The sequence below is a fragment of the Thioalkalivibrio versutus genome (assembly GCF_001999325.1).
Classification (GTDB): domain Bacteria; phylum Pseudomonadota; class Gammaproteobacteria; order Ectothiorhodospirales; family Ectothiorhodospiraceae; genus Thioalkalivibrio; species Thioalkalivibrio versutus.
This window is the reverse complement of record NZ_MVAR01000015.1, coordinates 58,294-77,117: the sequence shown is the minus strand read 5'-3', so window position 1 is coordinate 77,117 and position 18,824 is coordinate 58,294. Positions and strand designations below refer to the sequence as shown.

At 68.2% G+C, this 18,824-nt stretch carries 16 protein-coding genes; 4 read left to right on the top strand and 12 right to left on the bottom strand.

Going from position 1 to position 18,824, the window contains the following annotated elements; genetic code table 11:
* Window positions 1-111: 111 nt before the first annotated feature.
* Window positions 112-1,707 carry an alkaline phosphatase family protein gene (locus B0684_RS05625; protein ID WP_018650347.1) on the bottom strand — a complete coding sequence of 532 codons (1,596 nt, stop codon included), beginning with the start codon at window positions 1,705-1,707 and terminating at the stop codon, window positions 112-114.
* Window positions 1,708-1,720: 13 nt separating this feature from the next.
* On the bottom strand, window positions 1,721-2,305 hold the full coding sequence (locus tag B0684_RS05620; protein ID WP_018169430.1) for a cytochrome b: 585 nt from the start codon (window positions 2,303-2,305) through the stop codon (window positions 1,721-1,723).
* 127 nt (window positions 2,306-2,432) lie between these two features.
* Here B0684_RS05620 and B0684_RS05615 point away from each other — a divergent pair, with 127 nt between their 5' ends.
* The 4 genes from B0684_RS05615 (at window position 2,433) to B0684_RS05600 (ending at window position 9,341) form a co-directional block, all read left to right on the top strand.
* A complete protein-coding gene (locus B0684_RS05615; protein WP_026313075.1) occupies window positions 2,433-3,179 on the top strand; it encodes an HAD family hydrolase in 747 nt (248 codons plus the stop codon).
* Between the two features lie 84 nt (window positions 3,180-3,263).
* A complete protein-coding gene (locus B0684_RS05610) occupies window positions 3,264-4,544 on the top strand; it encodes a metallophosphoesterase family protein (protein WP_018650349.1) in 1,281 nt (426 codons plus the stop codon).
* A 7-nt stretch (window positions 4,545-4,551) separates the two neighbouring features.
* Complete coding sequence (locus tag B0684_RS05605) at window positions 4,552-8,004, top strand: ATP-binding protein (RefSeq protein WP_018650350.1); 3,453 nt, start codon at window positions 4,552-4,554, stop codon at window positions 8,002-8,004.
* A 476-nt stretch (window positions 8,005-8,480) separates the two neighbouring features.
* The gene (locus tag B0684_RS05600) at window positions 8,481-9,341 is read left to right on the top strand and encodes a PA4780 family RIO1-like protein kinase (RefSeq protein WP_018169426.1); all 861 of its coding nucleotides are present in this window, start codon (window positions 8,481-8,483) and stop codon (window positions 9,339-9,341) included.
* 115 nt (window positions 9,342-9,456) lie between these two features.
* Here the strand turns inward: B0684_RS05600 and kdsB are convergent, their stop codons facing one another.
* Genes kdsB through cysM form a run of 10 tightly spaced genes read right to left on the bottom strand, consistent with a single transcriptional unit; the run spans window position 9,457 to window position 18,486 of the window.
* Window positions 9,457-10,224: a 3-deoxy-manno-octulosonate cytidylyltransferase gene (kdsB, locus tag B0684_RS05595; protein ID WP_018650351.1), complete on the bottom strand. Its 768-nt coding sequence runs from the start codon at window positions 10,222-10,224 to the stop codon at window positions 9,457-9,459.
* A gap of 8 nt (window positions 10,225-10,232) precedes the next feature.
* Window positions 10,233-10,427: a Trm112 family protein gene (locus B0684_RS05590; RefSeq protein ID WP_018169424.1), complete on the bottom strand. Its 195-nt coding sequence runs from the start codon at window positions 10,425-10,427 to the stop codon at window positions 10,233-10,235.
* Between the two features lie 3 nt (window positions 10,428-10,430).
* A complete protein-coding gene (gene lpxK / locus B0684_RS05585) occupies window positions 10,431-11,453 on the bottom strand; it encodes a tetraacyldisaccharide 4'-kinase (protein ID WP_018650352.1) in 1,023 nt (340 codons plus the stop codon).
* Window positions 11,454-11,455: 2 nt separating this feature from the next.
* Window positions 11,456-12,592: a glycosyltransferase N-terminal domain-containing protein gene (locus B0684_RS05580; RefSeq protein ID WP_018650353.1), complete on the bottom strand. Its 1,137-nt coding sequence runs from the start codon at window positions 12,590-12,592 to the stop codon at window positions 11,456-11,458.
* Window positions 12,582-14,363 carry a lipid A export permease/ATP-binding protein MsbA gene (msbA, locus tag B0684_RS05575; RefSeq protein WP_026313076.1) on the bottom strand — a complete coding sequence of 594 codons (1,782 nt, stop codon included), beginning with the start codon at window positions 14,361-14,363 and terminating at the stop codon, window positions 12,582-12,584. Before msbA ends, B0684_RS05580 begins: the two co-directional genes overlap by 11 nt.
* Window positions 14,353-14,781, bottom strand: coding sequence for an ExbD/TolR family protein (locus B0684_RS05570; protein ID WP_018650355.1), 429 nt, complete (start codon window positions 14,779-14,781; stop codon window positions 14,353-14,355). Before B0684_RS05570 ends, msbA begins: the two co-directional genes overlap by 11 nt.
* Entirely contained in the window at window positions 14,778-15,416 is a 639-nt protein-coding gene (locus B0684_RS05565; RefSeq protein ID WP_018146082.1) for a MotA/TolQ/ExbB proton channel family protein, read from the bottom strand. The genes B0684_RS05570 and B0684_RS05565 overlap by 4 nt, the downstream gene beginning before the upstream one ends.
* A 27-nt stretch (window positions 15,417-15,443) precedes the next feature.
* Window positions 15,444-16,772: a 23S rRNA (uracil(1939)-C(5))-methyltransferase RlmD gene (rlmD, locus tag B0684_RS05560; RefSeq protein ID WP_018650356.1), complete on the bottom strand. Its 1,329-nt coding sequence runs from the start codon at window positions 16,770-16,772 to the stop codon at window positions 15,444-15,446.
* On the bottom strand, window positions 16,772-17,578 hold the full coding sequence (locus B0684_RS05555) for a 3'-5' exonuclease (RefSeq protein ID WP_018650357.1): 807 nt from the start codon (window positions 17,576-17,578) through the stop codon (window positions 16,772-16,774). The genes rlmD and B0684_RS05555 overlap by 1 nt, the downstream gene beginning before the upstream one ends.
* Window positions 17,575-18,486: a cysteine synthase CysM gene (gene cysM, locus B0684_RS05550; protein ID WP_018650358.1), complete on the bottom strand. Its 912-nt coding sequence runs from the start codon at window positions 18,484-18,486 to the stop codon at window positions 17,575-17,577. The genes B0684_RS05555 and cysM overlap by 4 nt, the downstream gene beginning before the upstream one ends.
* Between the last annotated feature and the right edge of the window lie 338 nt (window positions 18,487-18,824).

Sequence of the window (18,824 nt, the reverse complement as noted above, 5' to 3'; positions counted from 1 at the left end):
GCGCTCGCGAGAGAGCGCCTGGCAGGCGGCCGGACAGAAGCCACCGTAAACACCAGACGATTAACCAGGCCCGGCCATTCGGCTCGAGAAACCGCGACAGTCACCACTCGATCAGTCCTTTCCGGGCGCCCCGCCAAATGCATCGCGCAGCCAGCCACGCAGGGCATCGAAGCCATGTTCCGCCTGCTCCGACGGCGGCAGCATCCCCGACACGAAGCCGCGCGCCCGGAACGGCTCCAGTAATTCCGGATCGCCCGAGATCACGTGGACCGGTACCGCCCAGCTGGCGTCCTGACCGGTGATCAGCGCGGCCGCCGGATGATCGCCCAGCATGAAGAACAGTGTTTCCTCGTCGGCAAACCGGGCGGCGTAGACCCCGGTCACCTCCAGCGAGTAGCGCACCGACTCCGCGTAGTACTCGCGCACGCGACCAAAGTCCCGCCACAGCGTCTCCGGCGCGGGCCCCTGGTCGGCCCACTGGTCAAAGATCGCGCCATCCCCGATCGCATCCCAGTCCTCGAGCACCGGGAGGATCGGTGTCCATGGTGCATGGGAACTGACCAGCCCCAGCATCGCGAACACCGCGTCTTCCGACGTCGCGCGCACCTCGCGCTCGAAGAACGACCAAGTGTATTGGTCCGGCATCGTCACCCAGAAGAATGGCGGCCCGGCGTAGTCGAAGTCGTACTTGTCCACGATCCGGTCCCAGCCGAACCACCGGCCCTCCGGCCAGTCAAGCTGGATCGCCGGCGCGAGCATCACCGTGCGGTGCCCGGTCGTCTGGAAATCCTGCACCAGGGTATCGCGGGGTTCGGCCTGCAACCCGTCGTAGTGCCCGGCGTAGCGGACCTGCAGGCCCGACAGCAGCGAGGCCTGCGCCAGCCACGACTGGCCGCCGGCAATCGGCGCCTCCAGCACGCCGGTCACCACGTGCAGGCCAGCCGCGTCGAGCTCTTCGCCAATCGACTCGAGTCCCGGCACGATCACGGGCGCATAGCGCTCGTCGAAAACGGCGGAGACGCCATAGGACTCCACCAGGCCCAGGATCACGTCGACCCCGGCAAGTCCCGGCAGCGGTTGTGCCCCGGCCTGTTCACGGCTTTGCTGCAGCCGCGCACGAAAGGCCCGGTTCTCCGCGATGGCCGCCTGCCCCGCCGCGATCTGCTGCTGCACCATCCCAGCCGCCGGCGCGACCGTTCCGGCGGGCGCCACGTCGCGCATGCCGGCGGCCGTACCCACCAGGCCAAGCGCCAGCAGCCCAACGGCAAGGGGCAGCGGCACCCGCCGCGCGCCTGCGAAGCGGCTGCCCAGCGCATACAGCCCCCGAGCCGCTCCCCAGATCACCACGACCAGCCCGGCGATCAGGACGATGGCCAGCAACACCGTGGCCAGCGTACCGAGATTCCCGGTCACCAACTGGTACACCGCATCCAGCAGTATCCAGTCCTGGATCAGGTTGAGCGGCCGGGTCAGGCTGGCCCGGGTCAGGGCATCGAACAACGCCAGCACCACCAGCGCCAGCAGGAGCCCGCCCGCCAGCCATGTCAGCCCCCGCGCCAGCCGGCCCGCCGGCAGAAGTGCGAACAGGCCCACCAGCAGCACGGCCTCCCAGGCCAGCCAGTACGGTGCGAGTCCCGCGTAGCGCGGGATTTCCAGACCCAGCAGCACCGCATTCAGCGCAACAAGGGTCAGCAGCAATCGCAGCATCGGCGCCCCGGAATCAGCGCCGAGCCGAACCGAAGGTCATTCGCTGCATCACGCCATCCCGACGCACGCGCCAGTGGAACAGCGCCACCGCAATATGGCCGAGCGCCAGGATCAGGATGGCCATCCCCAGCGCCTGGTGCCAGCCGAACAGGATCTCCGAAAGGGCTTCGTTTTCCGGGAACAAGCCCGGCAGGATCAACGGCCCCAGCTGGACCGGATAGCCCCCGGCCGCGGTCGCCCACCACCCGATCACCGGCATCACGATCAGCAGGACATAGAGCAGCCCGTGCACCACCTCCGAGCCAATCCGCTGCCAACGGGCGAGTGCCACCGCGTAGGGCGGCTTGCCATGACGCAGCCGCAGCCCGATGCGCACCAGCATCAGTGCCAGAATCAGCACCCCGAAGCTCTTGTGCCAGGTGTAAATGGTGTTGGTCGCATCCTCGCCGAAGCGCGCCTGCAACCCTTCGAAACCGAACCAGCCAATCGTCCCGCCGAGACTCAGCGCGCCCAGCACCAATACCGCCACCAGCCAGTGCACCACCCGCTGGCCCCGGCTGTAACGCGGCCAGACACCGGAATCGTTGGTTGTTTGCATGTCGAAGACCTCCTCGTCGCTTCCTTCCCAGCGTAGCAGTCCACTCCGACGGCCGAACGCCGTGAGTACCCCCAAAGGTGTTATCCGAATGGTCGCGCCGTCGCAGTTCCACGCTACCCTTGTACGGATGAACCACGCACCCCGTCGCGAGCCTGTTCGACCTCGAGCGTTCGAACCCGGCCGTATCCGCTGTCTGACCTTCGACCTCGACGACACGCTGTGGCCGGTGATGCCGGTCATCCATCACGCCGAGGCGCGCTTCTATGCCTGGCTTCGCGAGCAGGCGCCCGAGGTGTGCGAGCGCTTCGGTCCCGATGCCCTGATCCAGGCGCGAACGGCCTTCATGCGCGCGGCCCCCGACCACGAGCGCCACGACCTGACCCGCCTGCGCAAGCGCTGGCTGCGCGAACTGGCCGAAACCTGTGGCTGCTGCCCGGAGCGTCTGTCGGGTGAAGGCTTCCAGGTGTTCTGGGAGGCGCGCAACGAGGTCACGCCCTATCCCGAGGCCCAGAATGTGCTGGCAACCCTGGCACGCCACTTCCGCCTGGGCGCGATCAGTAACGGTAACGCGGATGTCTTTCGCACACCCCTGGGCCGACACTTTGATTTCGCCATCGCCGCCGGGGAGGCCGGGGCCGCCAAGCCCGATCCACGCATCTTCCACCAGGCCCGCGAACAGGCGGGCGTAACGCCGGACGCCATCCTGCACGTCGGGGACGACAGCACCGCGGACGTCCTGGGAGCACTACAGGCCGGATTCCGCGCCGCCTGGTTCAACCCCGACTCGCTCCCCTGGGAACACGGTCACCCCCGCCCCTGCCTGACCCTCGGCCGCCTCGGCCAGCTGCCCCGGCAACTCGGCATGGAAGCCTGAGCCAACCCGGCCACGGTCCGGGATTGGCTTTGGTCCGCGATTCTTCCAAACTGCGCCCATGATCCCGACCGCCTCCCCGCGTCCATGAAGCTCCTGTGCGTGGGCGACATCCATCTGGGCCGACAGCCGTCGCGCATCCCGCCCGCGGTGGACGAGGCGCTCGGCATCGCAAACCTCGGCCCGGCCGCTGCGTGGCGCCGCAGCGTCGACTACGCCGTGGAACAAGGCATCGACGCGGTTCTGCTGGCCGGCGACGTGGTCGAACAGGAGGACGACTTCTACGAGGCTTACCGCGACCTGAGGGCGGGTGTCGAGCGCCTGACCCAGGCGGGCATCCGGGTACTCGGCGTCGCCGGCAACCATGACGTCCAGGTCCTGCCACGGCTGGCCGAATCCCTGCCGGCCTTCGAGCTGCTGGGGGCCGGCGGGCAGTGGGACACCCGCGAGCTGCGCGGCCACGATGATCAGCGTGTACGGATTGCGGGCTGGTCGTTCCCCGAAGCGCGCGTAACCACCAGTCCGCTGGAAGGCGATTTTCCCGCCCCCACAGACTGCCCCACCGTCGGGCTGCTGCACTGCGATCGTGACCAGTCCCGCAGCCCGCACGCCCCCGTGCGCAGCAGCGACCTGGAGGCCGCCCCGGTCGAGGCCTGGCTACTGGGCCACATCCACCGCCCCGATCCGCTCGCCGCGCCCCGACCGATGGGCTATCTGGGCTCCCTGAGCGGCATGGATCCGGGCGAGCCCGGCCGCCATGGCCCCTGGCGTCTCGAGATCACCCCGGGCGGCGACCTCGCGATCGAGCAGATTCCATTGGCACCGCTGTACTGGCATACCCTCGAGATCGCCGTGGATGGCCTGCAGCAAGCGGCCGATATCCACCGCCGGGTGACCGAGGCACTGGGAGCCCTCCATGCCGAGCTGGAGACCTGGAGCCACAGGCCTGCGGCCGTCGGCTGCCGCCTGCGGTTGACCGGACGCAGCGATCAACGCCATGCGCTGGAGCGCAGCCTCTACGCCGACGACCCGCGCGCCACCCCGCAGGAACTCGGCGGCCGTTTGTATTTCGTCCATGACTGGCGCCTGGAGGCCCTGCCCGCCCTGGACCTGGCGGAACTCGCCGCGGGCAGCGATCCCGCCGCATTGCTGGCCCGCAAGCTCCAGTTGCTGCAAGGCCCGGACAACGCGGCCCGCCGCGAACTCCTGGAGAAGGCCCGGGCTCCGCTCGCCCAGGTGATTCATGACCCGCGTTATCGCGCCCTCGCCCCGGAGGGCCCGGATGACGAGGCGATCGCCCGCCACCTGGAAGCGGCCGCCCTGCACGCCCTTGACCGGCTGCTGCTCCAGCGCGAGAGCGAAGCGTGAGGGCCGCATGAGACTGGACTCACTGGATATCGTCCGTCTGCCGGGCATCCATCCGGGGTTCCGCCTGGATGCCCTGGGGCCAGGCGTGAACGTGGCCATCGGGCCCAACGCGTCCGGAAAATCGAGCCTGGTGCGCGCCTTGCGAGCCGCCCTGTATGCCCAGGAACTGCGCCAGACCGGAGTCCACATCGAGGCGACCTTCGTCGACGCCCAGGGCCCGTTACAGGCCCATCGGCTGGGGACCGACTTGTCCTGGTCCCGCAATGGCGAACGCGTCGAGGCGCCCCCACTGCCGGATCATCGCTTCATCGACTGCTACACCCTGCGCATCGAGGATCTGCTGAACGCCGACCACGGCACCGAGCAGGAGATCGGCCTGCGCCTGGCCCGCGAACTGGCCGGTGGCTACGACCTGCCCGCCCTGCGCGACGATCCCGCGTTGGCCCTGAAGACGACCCACGCCCGTAGCGAGTCCCAGGCGCTGACGGCCGCGGAACAGGAACTGCGCGAGCGCCGTCAGCAGCAACGCGGCCTGCAACACGACGAACAGCGCCTGACCGACCTGAAGGCGCAACGCCAGCAGACCCAGCGCGCTGCCCACGAGGCCGATCAGTACGAACGCGCCATGGACCTGCTGGGGGCCCGCCGCGAACACCGGGACCTGGAGACCCGGGTGGCGGCCTTGCCTCCCGGTCTGGACAGGCTCCGCGGCGACGAACTGCAACGCCTCGCCCCACTCCAGGACGAATTGCGACGCCTGGAACACGAACAACAACAGGCCCGCGAACGCCTGGAGGACGCTTGCCAGCGCCGCGAGGCAGCCGGACTGGCGGATCCCGAGCTGGATGCCGATCGCGTGGACGATCAACGCCCCGTGGTTCGCAGGCTGCTGGAGCTGGAGAGGGGGCTGGAGCAGACGACAAGGGAGCTGCACGCGGCCCAGGCGACACGGCACCAGGCAACCGAAGAACTGGGGGGCACGCCAGAGGCGATTCCGGCCCTGGACCCCGCCACGCTCCACTCGGTGGAACAGTCCCTGGAGACCCTGCGTGGGCTGCAGGCCGGCATCGCGCAACGGGAAGACGAACTCGCCTCCCTGCCTCCGACTGAGGACACCCTGCCCACCCCCGACACACTGCGACGCGGCCGCGACGAGCTGCTGCACTGGCTGGGGTCCCCGCGCCCCACCCCCTGGACCGGCCTGCGCCGGGTCGCCGCCGGGATCGCCCTGCTCGCGGCGGGCGGCGCCATTGGCACAGCGACGTTGCTGGTACACCCCGCCTTCGCCGTACTCGCGCTCCCGGTCGCCTGGGGCGCCTACATCGCCGCTCGCCCGGCGACCGACAACATACCCCGCGAGGCTGCGAAGGCACGCTTCCGCGATACCGGTCTGGCGCTGCCCACGGACTGGACGGCCGACGCGGTCCGCGAGCGCCTGGCCCACCTGGAGCGTGAACTGGAAACCGCGGAGGGCGCGCGGCGAACGGCGGAGCGCCGCGCTCGACTCGAACGGGAACTGCAAGAGCGGCGCGCCGCCCGCGACCGGGAAGAGGGGCGCCTGAAGGACATTGCCCGGCAGGTCGGCTTCGACCCCGGCTGTATGGATGCCTCGCTGCAGCGCTGGATCCACCTGACCGCGAACCATGACCGGGCGCGCCAGGCCGTGAACACGGCCCGGGCAGAGCAGGAACGCCTGACAGCCGAGCTGGAGGCGACCCGGGCGCCCGTCATGGCCTTTCTCGCCCAGTATGCCGTGGCCCCTCCGGACTCCGAGCCTTCGGCGGATACCCTGGCCCAGCACCTGGACCGTCTCGCCGCCCGGCTGCAGACGCGGGACACCGCGCAGCGGGAGGAGAAGGCCGCCCAGCGCGAACTCGAACGCCTGCAAGCCGACGCGAACCGAACGCGGGAGCAGATCGCCGCCCTGTACGCAGCGGCCGGCCTGGAGAATGACGATGAATCGACCCTGCGCGAGAGGCTGCGTCTGTGGCCCGACTGGCAGGAACTAAACGTGCAACTCGGTAATGTGCGCGAACGCGAACGCGAACGCCGCCGCCACCTCGAGGACCGCCCGGACCTACTGGAGGCGGTCGAGGCCGATGCCGCGGAACCCCTGGAATCGCAACTTCAGACACTGCGCGACCAGGCGGCGGAACGCGACCGGCTGAGCGAGGAGATCGCCCGCATCGAAGCGGCCATCGACCGCGCCGGCCATGAACGCCAGCTGGAAACCGCCCGCGCCCGCCGCGAACTCGCCCGCGACGCCCTGACCCAGCGCCTCGACCAGGCCCTGTTCGCCACGGCCGGCAACTTCCTGCTGGACCAGGTCGAGATGGAACACGAACAGGCGGTGCAGCCCGCCGCCCTGCGCCAGGCCCGCGAGTGGTTCCGGCGCTTCACACGGCATCACTACGAACTACAGTTCTCGCCCCATGCCTCGGCCCGGTTCAGCGCCCGCGAGACCGCCAGCGGGGCCACCCGCTCGCTCACCGAACTCTCCAGCGGGACGCGGATGCAGCTTCTGCTCGCCGTACGCATCGCCTTTGCGCTGGAGGCCGAACGCGGGCGCAGCGCGCTCCCGCTCATCCTCGACGAGGCGCTGGGCACGGCGGACCCGGACCGCTTCCGGGCGGTGGCCGAAAGCCTGCAGGCACTGGCCCACGAGGCCGGCCGCCAGGTCTTCTACCTGACCGCCCAGCCCGAAGACGCGCGTTACTGGCAGGCACAGGAGTCCAGCGTCGAGATCATCGACCTGGCCGCACGCCGCTGGGGACAGCAAGCGCTGGGTAGCCACGAGCAGCTGAGCCTTCCGGAAACCGAAGCGGTACCCGCCCCCGGCAGCGACGCGCCCGAGGACTACGCGCAGCGGATTGGGGGCATTCCCCTGATCGACCCCTGGCAGGATCCGGCCGGTATCCATCTGTTTCACCTGCTGCGAGACCGTCTGGAGCTGTTGCAGCGCCTGCTGGAGCTGGGGGTGGATCGCCTGGGCGCGCTGGAATCCCTGCTACAAGGCCCCGCCGGCTCCCTGCTGGACCCCCCGGAATGCCAGACGCTGCAGGCCCGTAGTGAGGCCGCCCGCGCCTGGACTCGCGCCTGGCGCCAGGGTCGCGGCCGCCCGGTCGACCGCGAGGCCCTGGAGGCCTCCGAGGCCGTCAGTGCGACCTTCATCGACGCCGTCTCCGACCTGGCGAACCAGCTGAACGGCAACGGCGAACAGCTCCTGCGCGAACTGGAGAACGGTACGGTCAAGCGCTTCCAGAGCAGTGCCCGCGAACGGCTGTCCGAATGGCTCACCGACAACGGCTATATCGACCCGAACACAATCCTGACCGAGACCGAGCTCGAACACCGCGTGATCGCGACCCTCAAACCGCACCACTCCACACCGGAGCGGGCCATCCGCGAAGGCCAGGCCCTGGCCCGCGCCCTGCAAGGCGGCTTGCACCCGCCCGCCTGAACCGCACGGGGACGAAAACGCCAGGCACCTCCTTGCCCTTCTTCGGGCGCTCGCCCCCACGGCGATGTTTCGGTGCTATTGTGGAGAGACAACGCTTCGTGACCCCGTCTCGCTGGCGACACCCCAATGGAGACCCTGCTGCCCTATGGCCAAACCGAACTACCAATACGAAAAGCGCCAGCGCGAGCTGAAGAAAGCCGCCAAGCAGGAAGAAAAACGCCAGCAGAAACGGGCACGCAATCAGCCGGATGACCCGTCCGGCGCCCCAGAGGACCCACCCCATGAAGACCATGGATCGTAAGCGCGACAGCAAGAAGAAGGCCGAAAAGACACTGATGGAGAAACGCACCGCCAAGGCGGAGAAGCGCAAACCCAAGATCTTTCTGCCCTGACCCACCCGTTTTGGAACGCACGACGCCGGCCTCCGGGGTTCCCCCAGGTCGGCGTCTTTCGTTTCGCCAACCCCGTACGCGCTTATGAAAATCCCCAAGATCCTCCAGCCGCTGATCGAAGACGGCGTCATTGATGCTGTCCTCGGGCAGCTGCAAAGCGGCAAGGAGGCGAACATCTACCTCGTCCGCAGCGGGGGTGCGACACGCTGTGCCAAGGCGTACAAGGAAGCCAAGCATCGCGGCTTCCACAAACTGGCCGAGTATCAGGAAGGCCGCAAGGTCCGCGGCAGCCGCGATGCGCGGGCCATGGCCCGACGTGGGCGTCACGGCCGCGAGGTCGAGGAGACGCAGTGGAAGAATGCGGAAGTCGAGGCGCTCTACCGCCTTGCCGACGCGGGCGTTCGAGTGCCCGTCCCCTACGGCGTATTCGACCGCGTCCTGTTGATGGAACTGGTGCTGGACGCCGACGGCAACACCGCGCCCCAGCTGCACGAAGTCGAGCTGGACCCCGAGACAGCACGCGAGTGGTTCGCATTCATGATCCGCCAGATCCAGCGCATGCTGTGCGCCGGCCTGATCCATGGCGACCTGTCCGAGTACAACGTGCTGGTGGACGCGCACGGACCCGTCATCATCGACCTCCCCCAGGCCGTCAACGCCGCCGGCAACAACAGCGCATTCCGCATGCTGCAGCGGGACGTGAACAACATGCGCACAACCTTCGGCCGCGCGGACCCCACGCTGCTGGAGACGCAGTACGCCCACGAGATGTGGGACCTGTTCGCCAACGGTGACCTGACGCCGGAAACACCCCTGACGGGGCACTTTGTGCACAGCGAAGAGACCCCCGACGTGGATGGGGTGCTCGACGAGATCGAGGATGCGCGACTGGAGCACGAGGCCTTGCTGGCCGCCCTCGACCCGACCCACCCCGACAACCAATAGGTGACTGGGTGCGCGATCCCCGAACCGGGTCCTGACGGAAACGGAAGCTCCGCAACGATCCCTTCACCTGCGAGCTGGCTTCCGCGCAGGCAGGCGGTAGAAGCCCGCTTGCGCGTTACACGCGGGCCGTGCCCGAAAGAAAGGCGTCCACGCGGTCCAGGTCCTCGGGGGTATCCACGCCAGGCGGGTGCGCCTCGGCCCGGCGACCGACCTGGATCCAGGCCCCCATGTCCAGCGCGCGTAGCTGTTCCAGCTGCTCCAATTGTTCCAGCGGCGCGGGCGGCTCGGCACTCATGCGCCGCAGGAAGCCGGCGCGGTAGGCATAGAGCCCCAGGTGCCGGATGGCATGGTCGACCGAGGGCGGCTGCCCCGCCCGGCGCGCCTCGCGGTCCCAGGGGATCGGGGCGCGCGAGAAATACAGGGCCCGGCCGTTGCGGTCGGTCACCAGCTTCACCTGGTTGGGGTCGGCCAGATCCTCCGCGCAGCGGATCGGCACGCCCAGGGTGGCCATATCCGCTTGCGGGGTCTGTTCGAGCAGGGCCGCCAGGTCATTCAGCAGCGCCCCCGGGGTGAGCGGTTCGTCGCCCTGCAGGTTGACCACGATGGACTCGTCGCCCCAGCCCTCGGCGGCGGCCACAGCCGCGATGCGGTCGGTGCCGGAAGGGAGCGCGGGATCGGTCAGGAAGGCCTCGACCCCGCACTGGCGCGCCACCGCCAGGATGCGTTCGTCATCCGCGGCGACGATCACGCGAGTGGCGGCGCTCTCCTGCGCACGGCTGATCACATGCGCAATCAGCGGGCGCCCGGCCACCGCAGCCAGCGGCTTGTCCGGCAGACGGCTGGAGGCCATGCGTGCCGGGATCACCACAACGAAGCCCGTCATGCGGATGCTCAGGCCTCGCGCCAGCGTTCCTTCTCGTCCTCGGAGAGACTGCGCGCCTCGTCCTCCAGCATCACCGGGATGTCGTCCCGGATCGGATAGGCGAGACCGGCGGAGACGGAGATCAGCTCCTGATTCTCGCGATCGTACTTGAGCGGACCCTTGGTAACCGGGCAGACCAGAATATCGAGCAGACGCTTGTCCATGCATTACCCCAGGTGTTTGAGCCGACTGACCGTCTCCAGACGCGCGAGTAGCGCCGGCTCGAAAGTGGTTGGCAACCGGGCCGCGATCGGCCAGTACCAATGATTATCCTGCGCAAACGACCGGCATTTTACGGCATCCTTCTCCGTCATCAGAACCGGCAACTCGTCATCGAAGCGGATCTGATGCGGCAGGAAACGATGGTGATCCGGAAACGGATGCCGAATGATACCGATCTTCGCTTCTTCGAGGGTGCGGAAGAAGCGTTCCGGATCCGCAATCCCGGCGATGGCGTGGGCATCGCGCCGGGCAAAGCGGTGGGGCTTGCGCGCCTCCTCCGCCCCGTCCACCCGCTGCAACCGACTGGACGGGACCAGTTCCATCGGGATCTCGCCGGGACCCGGCTCGCCACCGGTCACGATCACGAAATCGGCCCGTTCCCGGGCCCGCTTCGGCTCCCGCAACGGCCCCGCCGGCAGACAAAGCCCATTGCCGAAGCGGCGTCGCCCGTCGACCATCAGGATAGTGATATCGCGCGGCAGGCGGTGATGCTGCATGCCGTCGTCGGCGATCACCACGTCCACGCCCTGGTCGGTCAGGGCCCGCGCCCCGCGCACCCGGTCGCGATCCACCTGCACCGGGACGCCCGTGCGCCGGGCGATCAGCAACGGCTCGTCGCCCACCACCACCGGATCGGAATCGGCCGTCACCGCGATCCCGGCCACATCGCCACGCCCGCCATAGCCGCGACTGACAATGCCCGGGCGATAGCCAGCGGCACGCAGGCGCTTGGCCAGCCACACCGTCATCGGCGTCTTCCCGCTGCCGCCCAGAGTCAGATTGCCCACCACGATCACCGCGCGCGCCGGGATGGAGATATCGCGCCGCGCCTGCTCCTGGCGCTGACGGTTCCACTCGGCAAGCCCGGCGTAGGCCAACGACAACGGGAACATCGCCGCGGCGAACGGCCCGCGCTGGCTCCACTGATCCCACAACCGGGCGCTCAGCCACGCCTGAAACGACCCCATGACTACCAGTCCCAGACCTGCTGCAGAACAGCATCGAAATTGGCATCCACCTGGCGCCGCTCGTCCCAGAAGCGCCGCCGCGCCGCATCCCCCTGCTGACGCCGCGCGGCCGGGTCGGCGCTCAACCGCTGCCAGGCCTCCAGTACCGCGGTGGGTTCGCCCAGCACCGGGCAGGGCAACGCCGCTGCCGGGGCCTCGCCCAGGCTCACCGCCGCCCCGCCGGCCAGGCCCTGCCACAAGGCCTGGCGATCCGAGGCCGCGAGATGCACCGCATGGGCGGCACTGGCCGCAGCGGCAAACCAGCGTCGGTCATCCAGATGCAGGATGGTCCCCGGCGCCAACGTCGAACGATCCCAGGCCGAGACCGCCAGATCCGCGCCGGGCAGCCCGGCCTCGGTCGCATCCCCGCGCAGGCTCGCCAGCAGGATATCGCTCTGCCCCCGGCCAGAGGCCTGCCAGGCCGTGCGCCAGGCGGGCCACTGCTCCGACGGGCCGTGCCACCACCACAGGCGCTCCACGTTACCCCCGACCAATGCGCGCAGGACCACATCGGCCTGGGCCTCGACAAATCGCGCCTGCGGGTCGGCGGGCGCCAGTGCGGCTTCGAACGCGGCCTCCGGCCACGCCTGCGCCCCGGCCGGATCGACCGGCCAGTGGCGCACGACCGGAGGCACCGCCCGGGTGGGCGGACCCGTATTGACCGCGATCACCGGGACCTCGGCCGCCTGCAGGAGGTTCACCGGGGCCTGGCCGCCGGCCAGCAGGATGCCATGGGGCTGAAAACGCTCGAGCACCCGGCGCACCACCCGCGGGCGATCACAGGGGCCATAGCCCACCCCCACCTTGCGAAACGGCTGCATGTGTCGTTCAAAGAGCTCCGGGTAGTCCTGCTCGAAGGTCAGGACGATGCGTACATCCTGGCGCTTGTCGCGCACCGCGCCGAGCAGTTCGATCCCCAGGCGCACCTCCTCGGGCGTGCCGCCGGCCTTGATCCAGACCAGCCGCCCCCGCTCGTCGGGTGGCGTCAGGAAGCCCCGACGGGCCCGCGCACGGTTCCCCTCACCGCGACGATAATCGCGCCAGGTCGCGCCCCAGACCGCAAACCGCCGAGCGCCGTAACCTCCTGCATCACCCCGCATCCCCCACCTCCTCGCGGAACTGGAGGCGGTGCAGGAGCGTGTAAACCCCGCCGAGGGCAATCAACTCGTCGTGCCGTCCGGTCTCGACCACACGGCCGTTATCCATCACCAGAATACGGTCGGCGCCCTCGACAGTGGACAGACGGTGGGCAATCACCAGCGTGGTACGGGTGCTCACCAGTGCGTCCAGAGCGGCTTGCACCTGACGTTCGGATTCGTTGTCCAACGCCGAGGTCGCCTCGTCCAGGATCAGTATCGGTGCATCCCGAAGCAGCGCCCGGGCGATGGCCAGACGCTGGCGCTGGCCGCCGGACAGCCGTGTGCCATTCTCGCCGACCAGGGTCTGCATCCCATCCGGCAGGCGATCGATGAACTCCAGCGCATGCGCCGCCCGGGCAGCCTCGCGGATCTCCGCCTCGCTGGCCTCGGGCCGCCCGTACGCGATATTGGCTGCGACTGTATCCGCAAAGAGGGTCACGTTCTGACCGACATAGGCGATCTGACGGCGCAGGTCGCGCAGACGGATCGTCTCGAGGTCGTGACCATCCAGCACAATGCGGCCCTCGGTCGGGTGATAGAAACGTGGCAGCAGGTTGACCAAGGTGGTCTTGCCACTGCCCGAGCGGCCGACAAGCGCGACGTTCTCGCCCGGCTTCACCTCGAAGGAGACCGCCTTCAACACGTCCGGGCCTTCCGGACCGTAGCGAAAAGCCACATCGTCGAATACCAGGTGCCCCTCGGCACGATCCAGCGGTACGTGCCCCGTGTCACGTTCCGGCGTCTCGTCCAGCACGGCGAAGATGTTCTGCCCGGCCGCGATCCCGCGCTGCAGGGTCGCGTTGATCATCGAAAGCCGGCGAATCGGGCTCAGCAACAACAGCATGGCGGTCAGAAATGACACGAAGGTGCCGGCAGTGACGGTGTCATCGCCGAAATCGGAGGTCGCCACCCAGATCACGAAAGCCAGTACTGCCGCCACCAGGAACTGGATGGTCGGGGTATAAGCGGCCTTGATACCCTCCATACGCATGTGCAGGCGGCGATTGCGCTCATTGATGTCCTCGAAGCGCTCGCGCTCGTAGGTCTCGCCACCGAAGATGCGCACCACCCGGTGGCCCTCGATCACCTCCTGCGTCACGTGCGTCACATCGCCCATGTTGAACTGCAGGCGATGCGAAATACGCCGGAAGTGCTTGGTCACCACCCGCACCAGAATGGCCATCACCGGCGCAATAACCAGGATCGTGAGGGTCAGGCTCGGGGTCAGCCAAAACATCCATGCCAGCAGCGCGATAATCGTCAGGGTGTCCCGCACCAGCGTACTGAACCCGTCCGTGGCGGCCGTCGCCACCTGCTCCACGTTGTAGGTCACGCGTGAAATCAGCTCGCCGCTGCTCTGCTCCTGAAAGCGCTGCACCGGCATGTGCAACAGACGCTCGAACAGCTCCTCGCGCAGGCGCTTGACGACTTGCCGCCCGACGTAGCGCATCGCGTAGACCGAACCGAACTCGGCCACGCCCCGGATCAGAAACAAGCCGATCAGCACCACCGGAATCCACGGAATCAGCGGGTGTGAATCACCCTCGGCGAACGACTCGTCCATCAGCGGCTTCATCAGCGCGGCAAAGCCCGCTTCGGTCGCCGCCATGCCGAGCATCGCCACCGTCGCAATCGCCAGCAGCGGCCAGTAGACAAAGGCGTAGCCAAGCAGGCGGCGATAAACCGCCCAGCCGGAGTCGAGGTGCTGTGGGTGCTGGTCGTCAGTCGTCATCGGCGGCATCACCCAAGGTGGCGATGGAGACCGAGGTGATACCCAGGCGGCCGACGACATCCAGCGCGCGCACCACCGACTGGTGGGTGGCATTGGCGTCCGCGCGGATCAGCACCGGGTCGTCCTCGCGGCCCTCGCGGGCCTCTGAGAGCACACGCTCCAGGGTCTCCGCGCGGCGGTTGATCAGTTCCTGGCCGTTGATGAAGTAGTTCCCGTTAGCGTCCACGATGATGTCGATCCACGCGCGCTCCACGGCCTCGGCCTCGCGGTCGGCCGAGGGCAGGGTCAGCTCGATGTCCGCGTGCTGATCGAAGGTGGTGGAGACCATGAAGAAGATCAGCAGCAGGAACACCACATCGATCAACGGCGTCAGATTGACGCCGGGCTCTTCCTGCCGGCTTGGCGTACGGAAGTTCACGCCTTGGCCCCACCCTCGACCGCACCGGCCTCGCGCTCGCCATGGATCACCTCGACCAGCTTGGTGGCCTCCTGTTCCATCTCCAGCACCAGTTCGTCAATGTGGCCACGGAAGTAGCGATGAAAGGCCAGCGCCGGGATGGCCACGCCGATCCCGGTCGCGGTGGTAATCAGGGCCTGCGAGATGCCACCGGCCAGATCGCGCGGGCTGCCGACGCCGATCTCGGTGATCACGGTGAACACCTCGATCATCCCGACCACGGTGCCCAGCAGGCCCAGCAACGGGGTAATCATCGAGATCGTGCCCAGCGTGTTCATGTAGCGCTCGAGATCGTGGGCCACGCGACGTCCGGCCTCTTCGATGCTCTCCTGGGTGATCTGGCGGGCGCGGTCATGGGTCGCGAGACCCGCGGCCAGGATCGCCCCCAGCGGGGAACCCGCACGCAGACGCTGGATATCGTCCAGCTTGAGCCCCTGCGTACGCATCTGCTCCCACACCGAGGTCAGCAGGCGCGGCGGCACGACCCGCGAGCGGCGCAGCGTCCACAGCCGCTCCAGCACGATGGCCACGGCCAGTACGGAACACAGCAGGATCGGCAGCATCAGCCACCCACCCGCTTGTACGATCTCCAGCATGCAATTCCCCTAAAGTATCGAAGCGCGTCAGGCGCGCCGGAACACGGCCATGGATTCCACGTGCGCAGTGTGCGGGAACATGTCCATGATCCCCGCCCGCTCCAGACGATAGCCATGATGATGCACCAGGCGCTCGGCGTCACGGGCGAGCGTGGCCGGGTTGCAGGACACATAGACCAGGCGTTCGATCCGCTGAGGCGCGAGCGCCTCGATCACCGCAGCCGCGCCGGTGCGCGGCGGATCCAGTAGCACCCGGTCGAAGTCCTCCCCCAGCCAGGCGGCGTTCTTCAGCGCCTCCACATCGTCCAGGTCGGCGCGCTCGTAGCGGGTATTGGCGATACCCTGGTCGCGGGCATTCGTGCGCGCCCGCGCAAGCATCGCGTCGTCCACCTCGACACCGACCACTTCACCCTCGGTCACCGTCCGCGCCAGCGGCAGGGTAAAGTTGCCCAGCCCGCAGAACAGGTCCAGCACGCGCTGTCCCGGTTGCAGGTCCAGCGCCTCCAGGGCCTGCGGCACCATCTTGCGGTTGATCTGTGCGTGCACCTGGATGAAATCGGTCGGCATGAAGGGCACCGACACGCCGGAGTCCGGATGGCGGTAGATCAGCGGCTCGATCGGCCCGGCCAGCGGCTCCACCGTGTCCGCCCCGCCCGGCTGCAGATACACCTGGATGCCCTCGGCCTCGGCCCAGTCGGACAGGCGCTGGGTATCCGCCTCCGACAGCGGATCGAGGTTGCGGAAGATCAACGCCACGCGCTCGTCGTCATCCACCGCGACCTCGATCTGCGGCAGGCGGTCGCGCGCCTCCAGCCCGTCCATCAATTCGCGCAGCGCCTGGATACGCCCACCCACTGCCGGGTGCAGCACCTCGCAGTGGGTCATCTGGGCGAGATACGGGCTGCCGCGCTCGCGAAAGCCGACCAGCACCCCGCCCTTCTTCGGCACGTGCTTGGCGCCCAGCCGCGCAGTGCGGCGATAACCCAGGGTGTCGGCGGTCAGCGGCTCGAAGCGCGCCTCCGGCGTCACGTGGCCGATGCGTTCCAGCGCGTCGAACAGGGCCTGTTCCTTGATTTCACGCTGGGTCTCGACCGAGGCGTGCTGCAGCTTGCAGCCCCCGCACAGGCCGAAGAACTCGCAGGGCGGCTCGACCCGGCCCGAGGCCGGTTCCAGTACGTCGACCACCTCGGCCGTGTCAAAACGGCGCTTGCGCCCGGTCTGCACCGCCATCACGCGCTCGCCCTTCAGCACGCCGTGGATGAAGCAGGCCTTGCCCTCGCGACGGATCACGCCCTGGCCGTCCAGGGTGACCTCCTCGATCCGGGCCTCGAACGGGGTCTTGTCGATGCGTGCCATCAGGTGTCGGTCCCGGCAGGCTGCCAGGCGTCGAGGAACTCACGGTGGTGCGCCGCACCACTGCCCTCCAGGTACTCGGCCAGTTGCTGTTGCCGGCTGGCCAGGGCGGCGTCGGTCAGGTTGCCGCGCATGTATTCGAAGCGCAGCCAGACCAGGTAGGTGTTCAGCACATCGTGCTCGACATAGTCGTGGATCTCGGCCTGACGCCCGTCGCGCCAGGCCGGCCAGACCTTCGAGCCATCCATGCCCAGCTTGCCGGGGAAGCCGAGCAGGCTGGCCATCATGTCGAGGCTGGTGACCGCGCGGCCCTGGAAGCCCGCCAGCACGTCCATCAGGTCCACGTGGCGCCAGTGGAAGCGCGACAGGTAGTTGTTGTAGCGAAACTCGCGGTCGTCGTTGCCCTGCTCCCAGTAGCGCGGGGCCTGCACGCCGTTGACCAGCGCGCGGTAATGCAGCACCGGGAGGTCGAAGCCGCCGCCGTTCCAGCTAACGAGCTGTGGCGTGCGCTTGTCGATCACATCGAAGAACTGCCGCAGCAGTTCGGCCTCGGACGACGCCTGACCGTCCTCGCCCTCGCGCCCGAAGGCAGAGAGCTTCAGCGCATCGCCGCCCTGATAGAGCACGCCGATCGACACGATACGATGCAGCGGATGCTTGAGGAACTCGGAGCCGGTCTGGGCGCGACGCAGCGCGAACAGCGCCTCGGCCACCTCGTGATCGCTCAGCCCCTCGAAGTCGTGCAGACGGCGGGCGCCCTCGATGTCCGGGACCGTCTCGAGATCGAAAATCAGGACCGGGGCACTCATGCGGGGAACACGCCGGTGGAGATGTAGCGATCACCGCGGTCACAGATGATCGCGACGAAGGTCCCACCGTCGGTCTGCGCCGCCAGTCTCAACGCCGCGGCCACCGAACCACCGGAAGAGACCCCGGCGAAGATGCCCTCCTCGACGGCCAATCGGTGCATGGTCTCCTCCGCCTCCTCCTGGGTCACATCCACGGTCTGGTCCACCCGCGAGGCCTCGAAGATGGTCGGCAGATAGGCCTCCGGCCAGCGCCGGATGCCGGGGATAGATGCCCCCTCGGCCGGCTGCACGCCGACGATCTGCACCTCCGGATCGCGCTCCTTGAGATAGCGCGACACGCCCATGATGGTGCCGGTGGTCCCCATCGCGGAGACGAAGTGGGTCACCGTGCCCTCGGTATCGCGCCAGATCTCCGGCCCGGTGCCGATGTAGTGCGCATCCGGATTGTCGGGGTTGCCGAACTGGTTCAGCACCCGGCCCTTGCCCTCGGCCTCTAAGCGATCCGCCAGGTCACGCGCGCCCTCCATGCTCTCCTCGCGCGAGACCAGTACCAGCTCGGCCCCAAATGCCTTCATCGAGGCGCGGCGCTCGGCCGACATGTTGTCCGGCATCACCAGGATCATGCGATAGCCCTTCATCGCCGCGACCATCGCCAGCGCGATGCCGGTGTTGCCGCTGGTCGCCTCGATCAGGGTATCGCCGGGCTGGATGTCGCCGCGGCGCTCGGCTGCCTGGATCATGTTCAGCGCGGGCCGGTCCTTGACCGAACCGGCGGGGTTGTTGCCCTCGAGCTTGACCAGCACGGTGGACGGCAGATCCGCCGCCATGCGCTGCAGGCGCACCAACGGCGTATTGCCGACGAAGTGCTCGAGGGTCGGGAAGGATTCCGGGTGCAGGCGTTTCTTCATGCGCGCAGAGTATAACGATCGGACCCGATCCATGCCCATGCACGCTCGCCCCGTCATCGCGAGCCTCCGCAGGGACCAGTGTTTTTCAGTGCACCGTCATCGCGAGGAGCGTAGCGACGTTGCGGTCCCCATCTGAAACTACCGGATTCCGACGGCGTGCGGCATTCCAGAGATTGCCACGGCCCCTCCGGGGCCTCGCAATGACGGGTAGTCGTATGGGTCATTGCGAGGAACGAAGCGACGCGGCAATCCGTCCGGAAGGCCCATAGGACTCGGGGACTTGGCGAACGATCGCCACGGGCCCTGGCAATGACGGTGTGCGGAACGATCTCAGTGGC

Excerpts from the sequence above, each read along its gene's own strand:
- B0684_RS05555 (WP_018650357.1), bottom strand. The coding sequence starts at position 17,578 with ATGAGTGCCCCGGTCCTGATTTTCGATCTCGAGACGGTCCCGGACATC.
- lpxK (WP_018650352.1), bottom strand. The coding sequence starts at position 11,453 with ATGGGGTCGTTTCAGGCGTGGCTGAGCGCCCGGTTGTGGGATCAGTGG.
- kdsB (WP_018650351.1), bottom strand. The coding sequence starts at position 10,224 with ATGACGGGCTTCGTTGTGGTGATCCCGGCACGCATGGCCTCCAGCCGT.
- B0684_RS05610 (WP_018650349.1), top strand. The coding sequence starts at position 3,264 with ATGAAGCTCCTGTGCGTGGGCGACATCCATCTGGGCCGACAGCCGTCG.
- rlmD (WP_018650356.1), bottom strand. The coding sequence starts at position 16,772 with ATGGCACGCATCGACAAGACCCCGTTCGAGGCCCGGATCGAGGAGGTC.
- cysM (WP_018650358.1), bottom strand. The coding sequence starts at position 18,486 with ATGAAGAAACGCCTGCACCCGGAATCCTTCCCGACCCTCGAGCACTTC.
- B0684_RS05565 (WP_018146082.1), bottom strand. The coding sequence starts at position 15,416 with ATGCTGGAGATCGTACAAGCGGGTGGGTGGCTGATGCTGCCGATCCTG.
- B0684_RS05615 (WP_026313075.1), top strand. The coding sequence starts at position 2,433 with ATGAACCACGCACCCCGTCGCGAGCCTGTTCGACCTCGAGCGTTCGAA.
- B0684_RS05625 (WP_018650347.1), bottom strand. The coding sequence starts at position 1,707 with ATGCTGCGATTGCTGCTGACCCTTGTTGCGCTGAATGCGGTGCTGCTG.
- msbA (WP_026313076.1), bottom strand. The coding sequence starts at position 14,363 with ATGACGACTGACGACCAGCACCCACAGCACCTCGACTCCGGCTGGGCG.
- B0684_RS05605 (WP_018650350.1), top strand. The coding sequence starts at position 4,552 with ATGAGACTGGACTCACTGGATATCGTCCGTCTGCCGGGCATCCATCCG.
- B0684_RS05600 (WP_018169426.1), top strand. The coding sequence starts at position 8,481 with ATGAAAATCCCCAAGATCCTCCAGCCGCTGATCGAAGACGGCGTCATT.
- B0684_RS05620 (WP_018169430.1), bottom strand. The coding sequence starts at position 2,305 with ATGCAAACAACCAACGATTCCGGTGTCTGGCCGCGTTACAGCCGGGGC.
- B0684_RS05580 (WP_018650353.1), bottom strand. The coding sequence starts at position 12,592 with ATGCGGGGTGATGCAGGAGGTTACGGCGCTCGGCGGTTTGCGGTCTGG.
- B0684_RS05590 (WP_018169424.1), bottom strand. The coding sequence starts at position 10,427 with ATGGACAAGCGTCTGCTCGATATTCTGGTCTGCCCGGTTACCAAGGGT.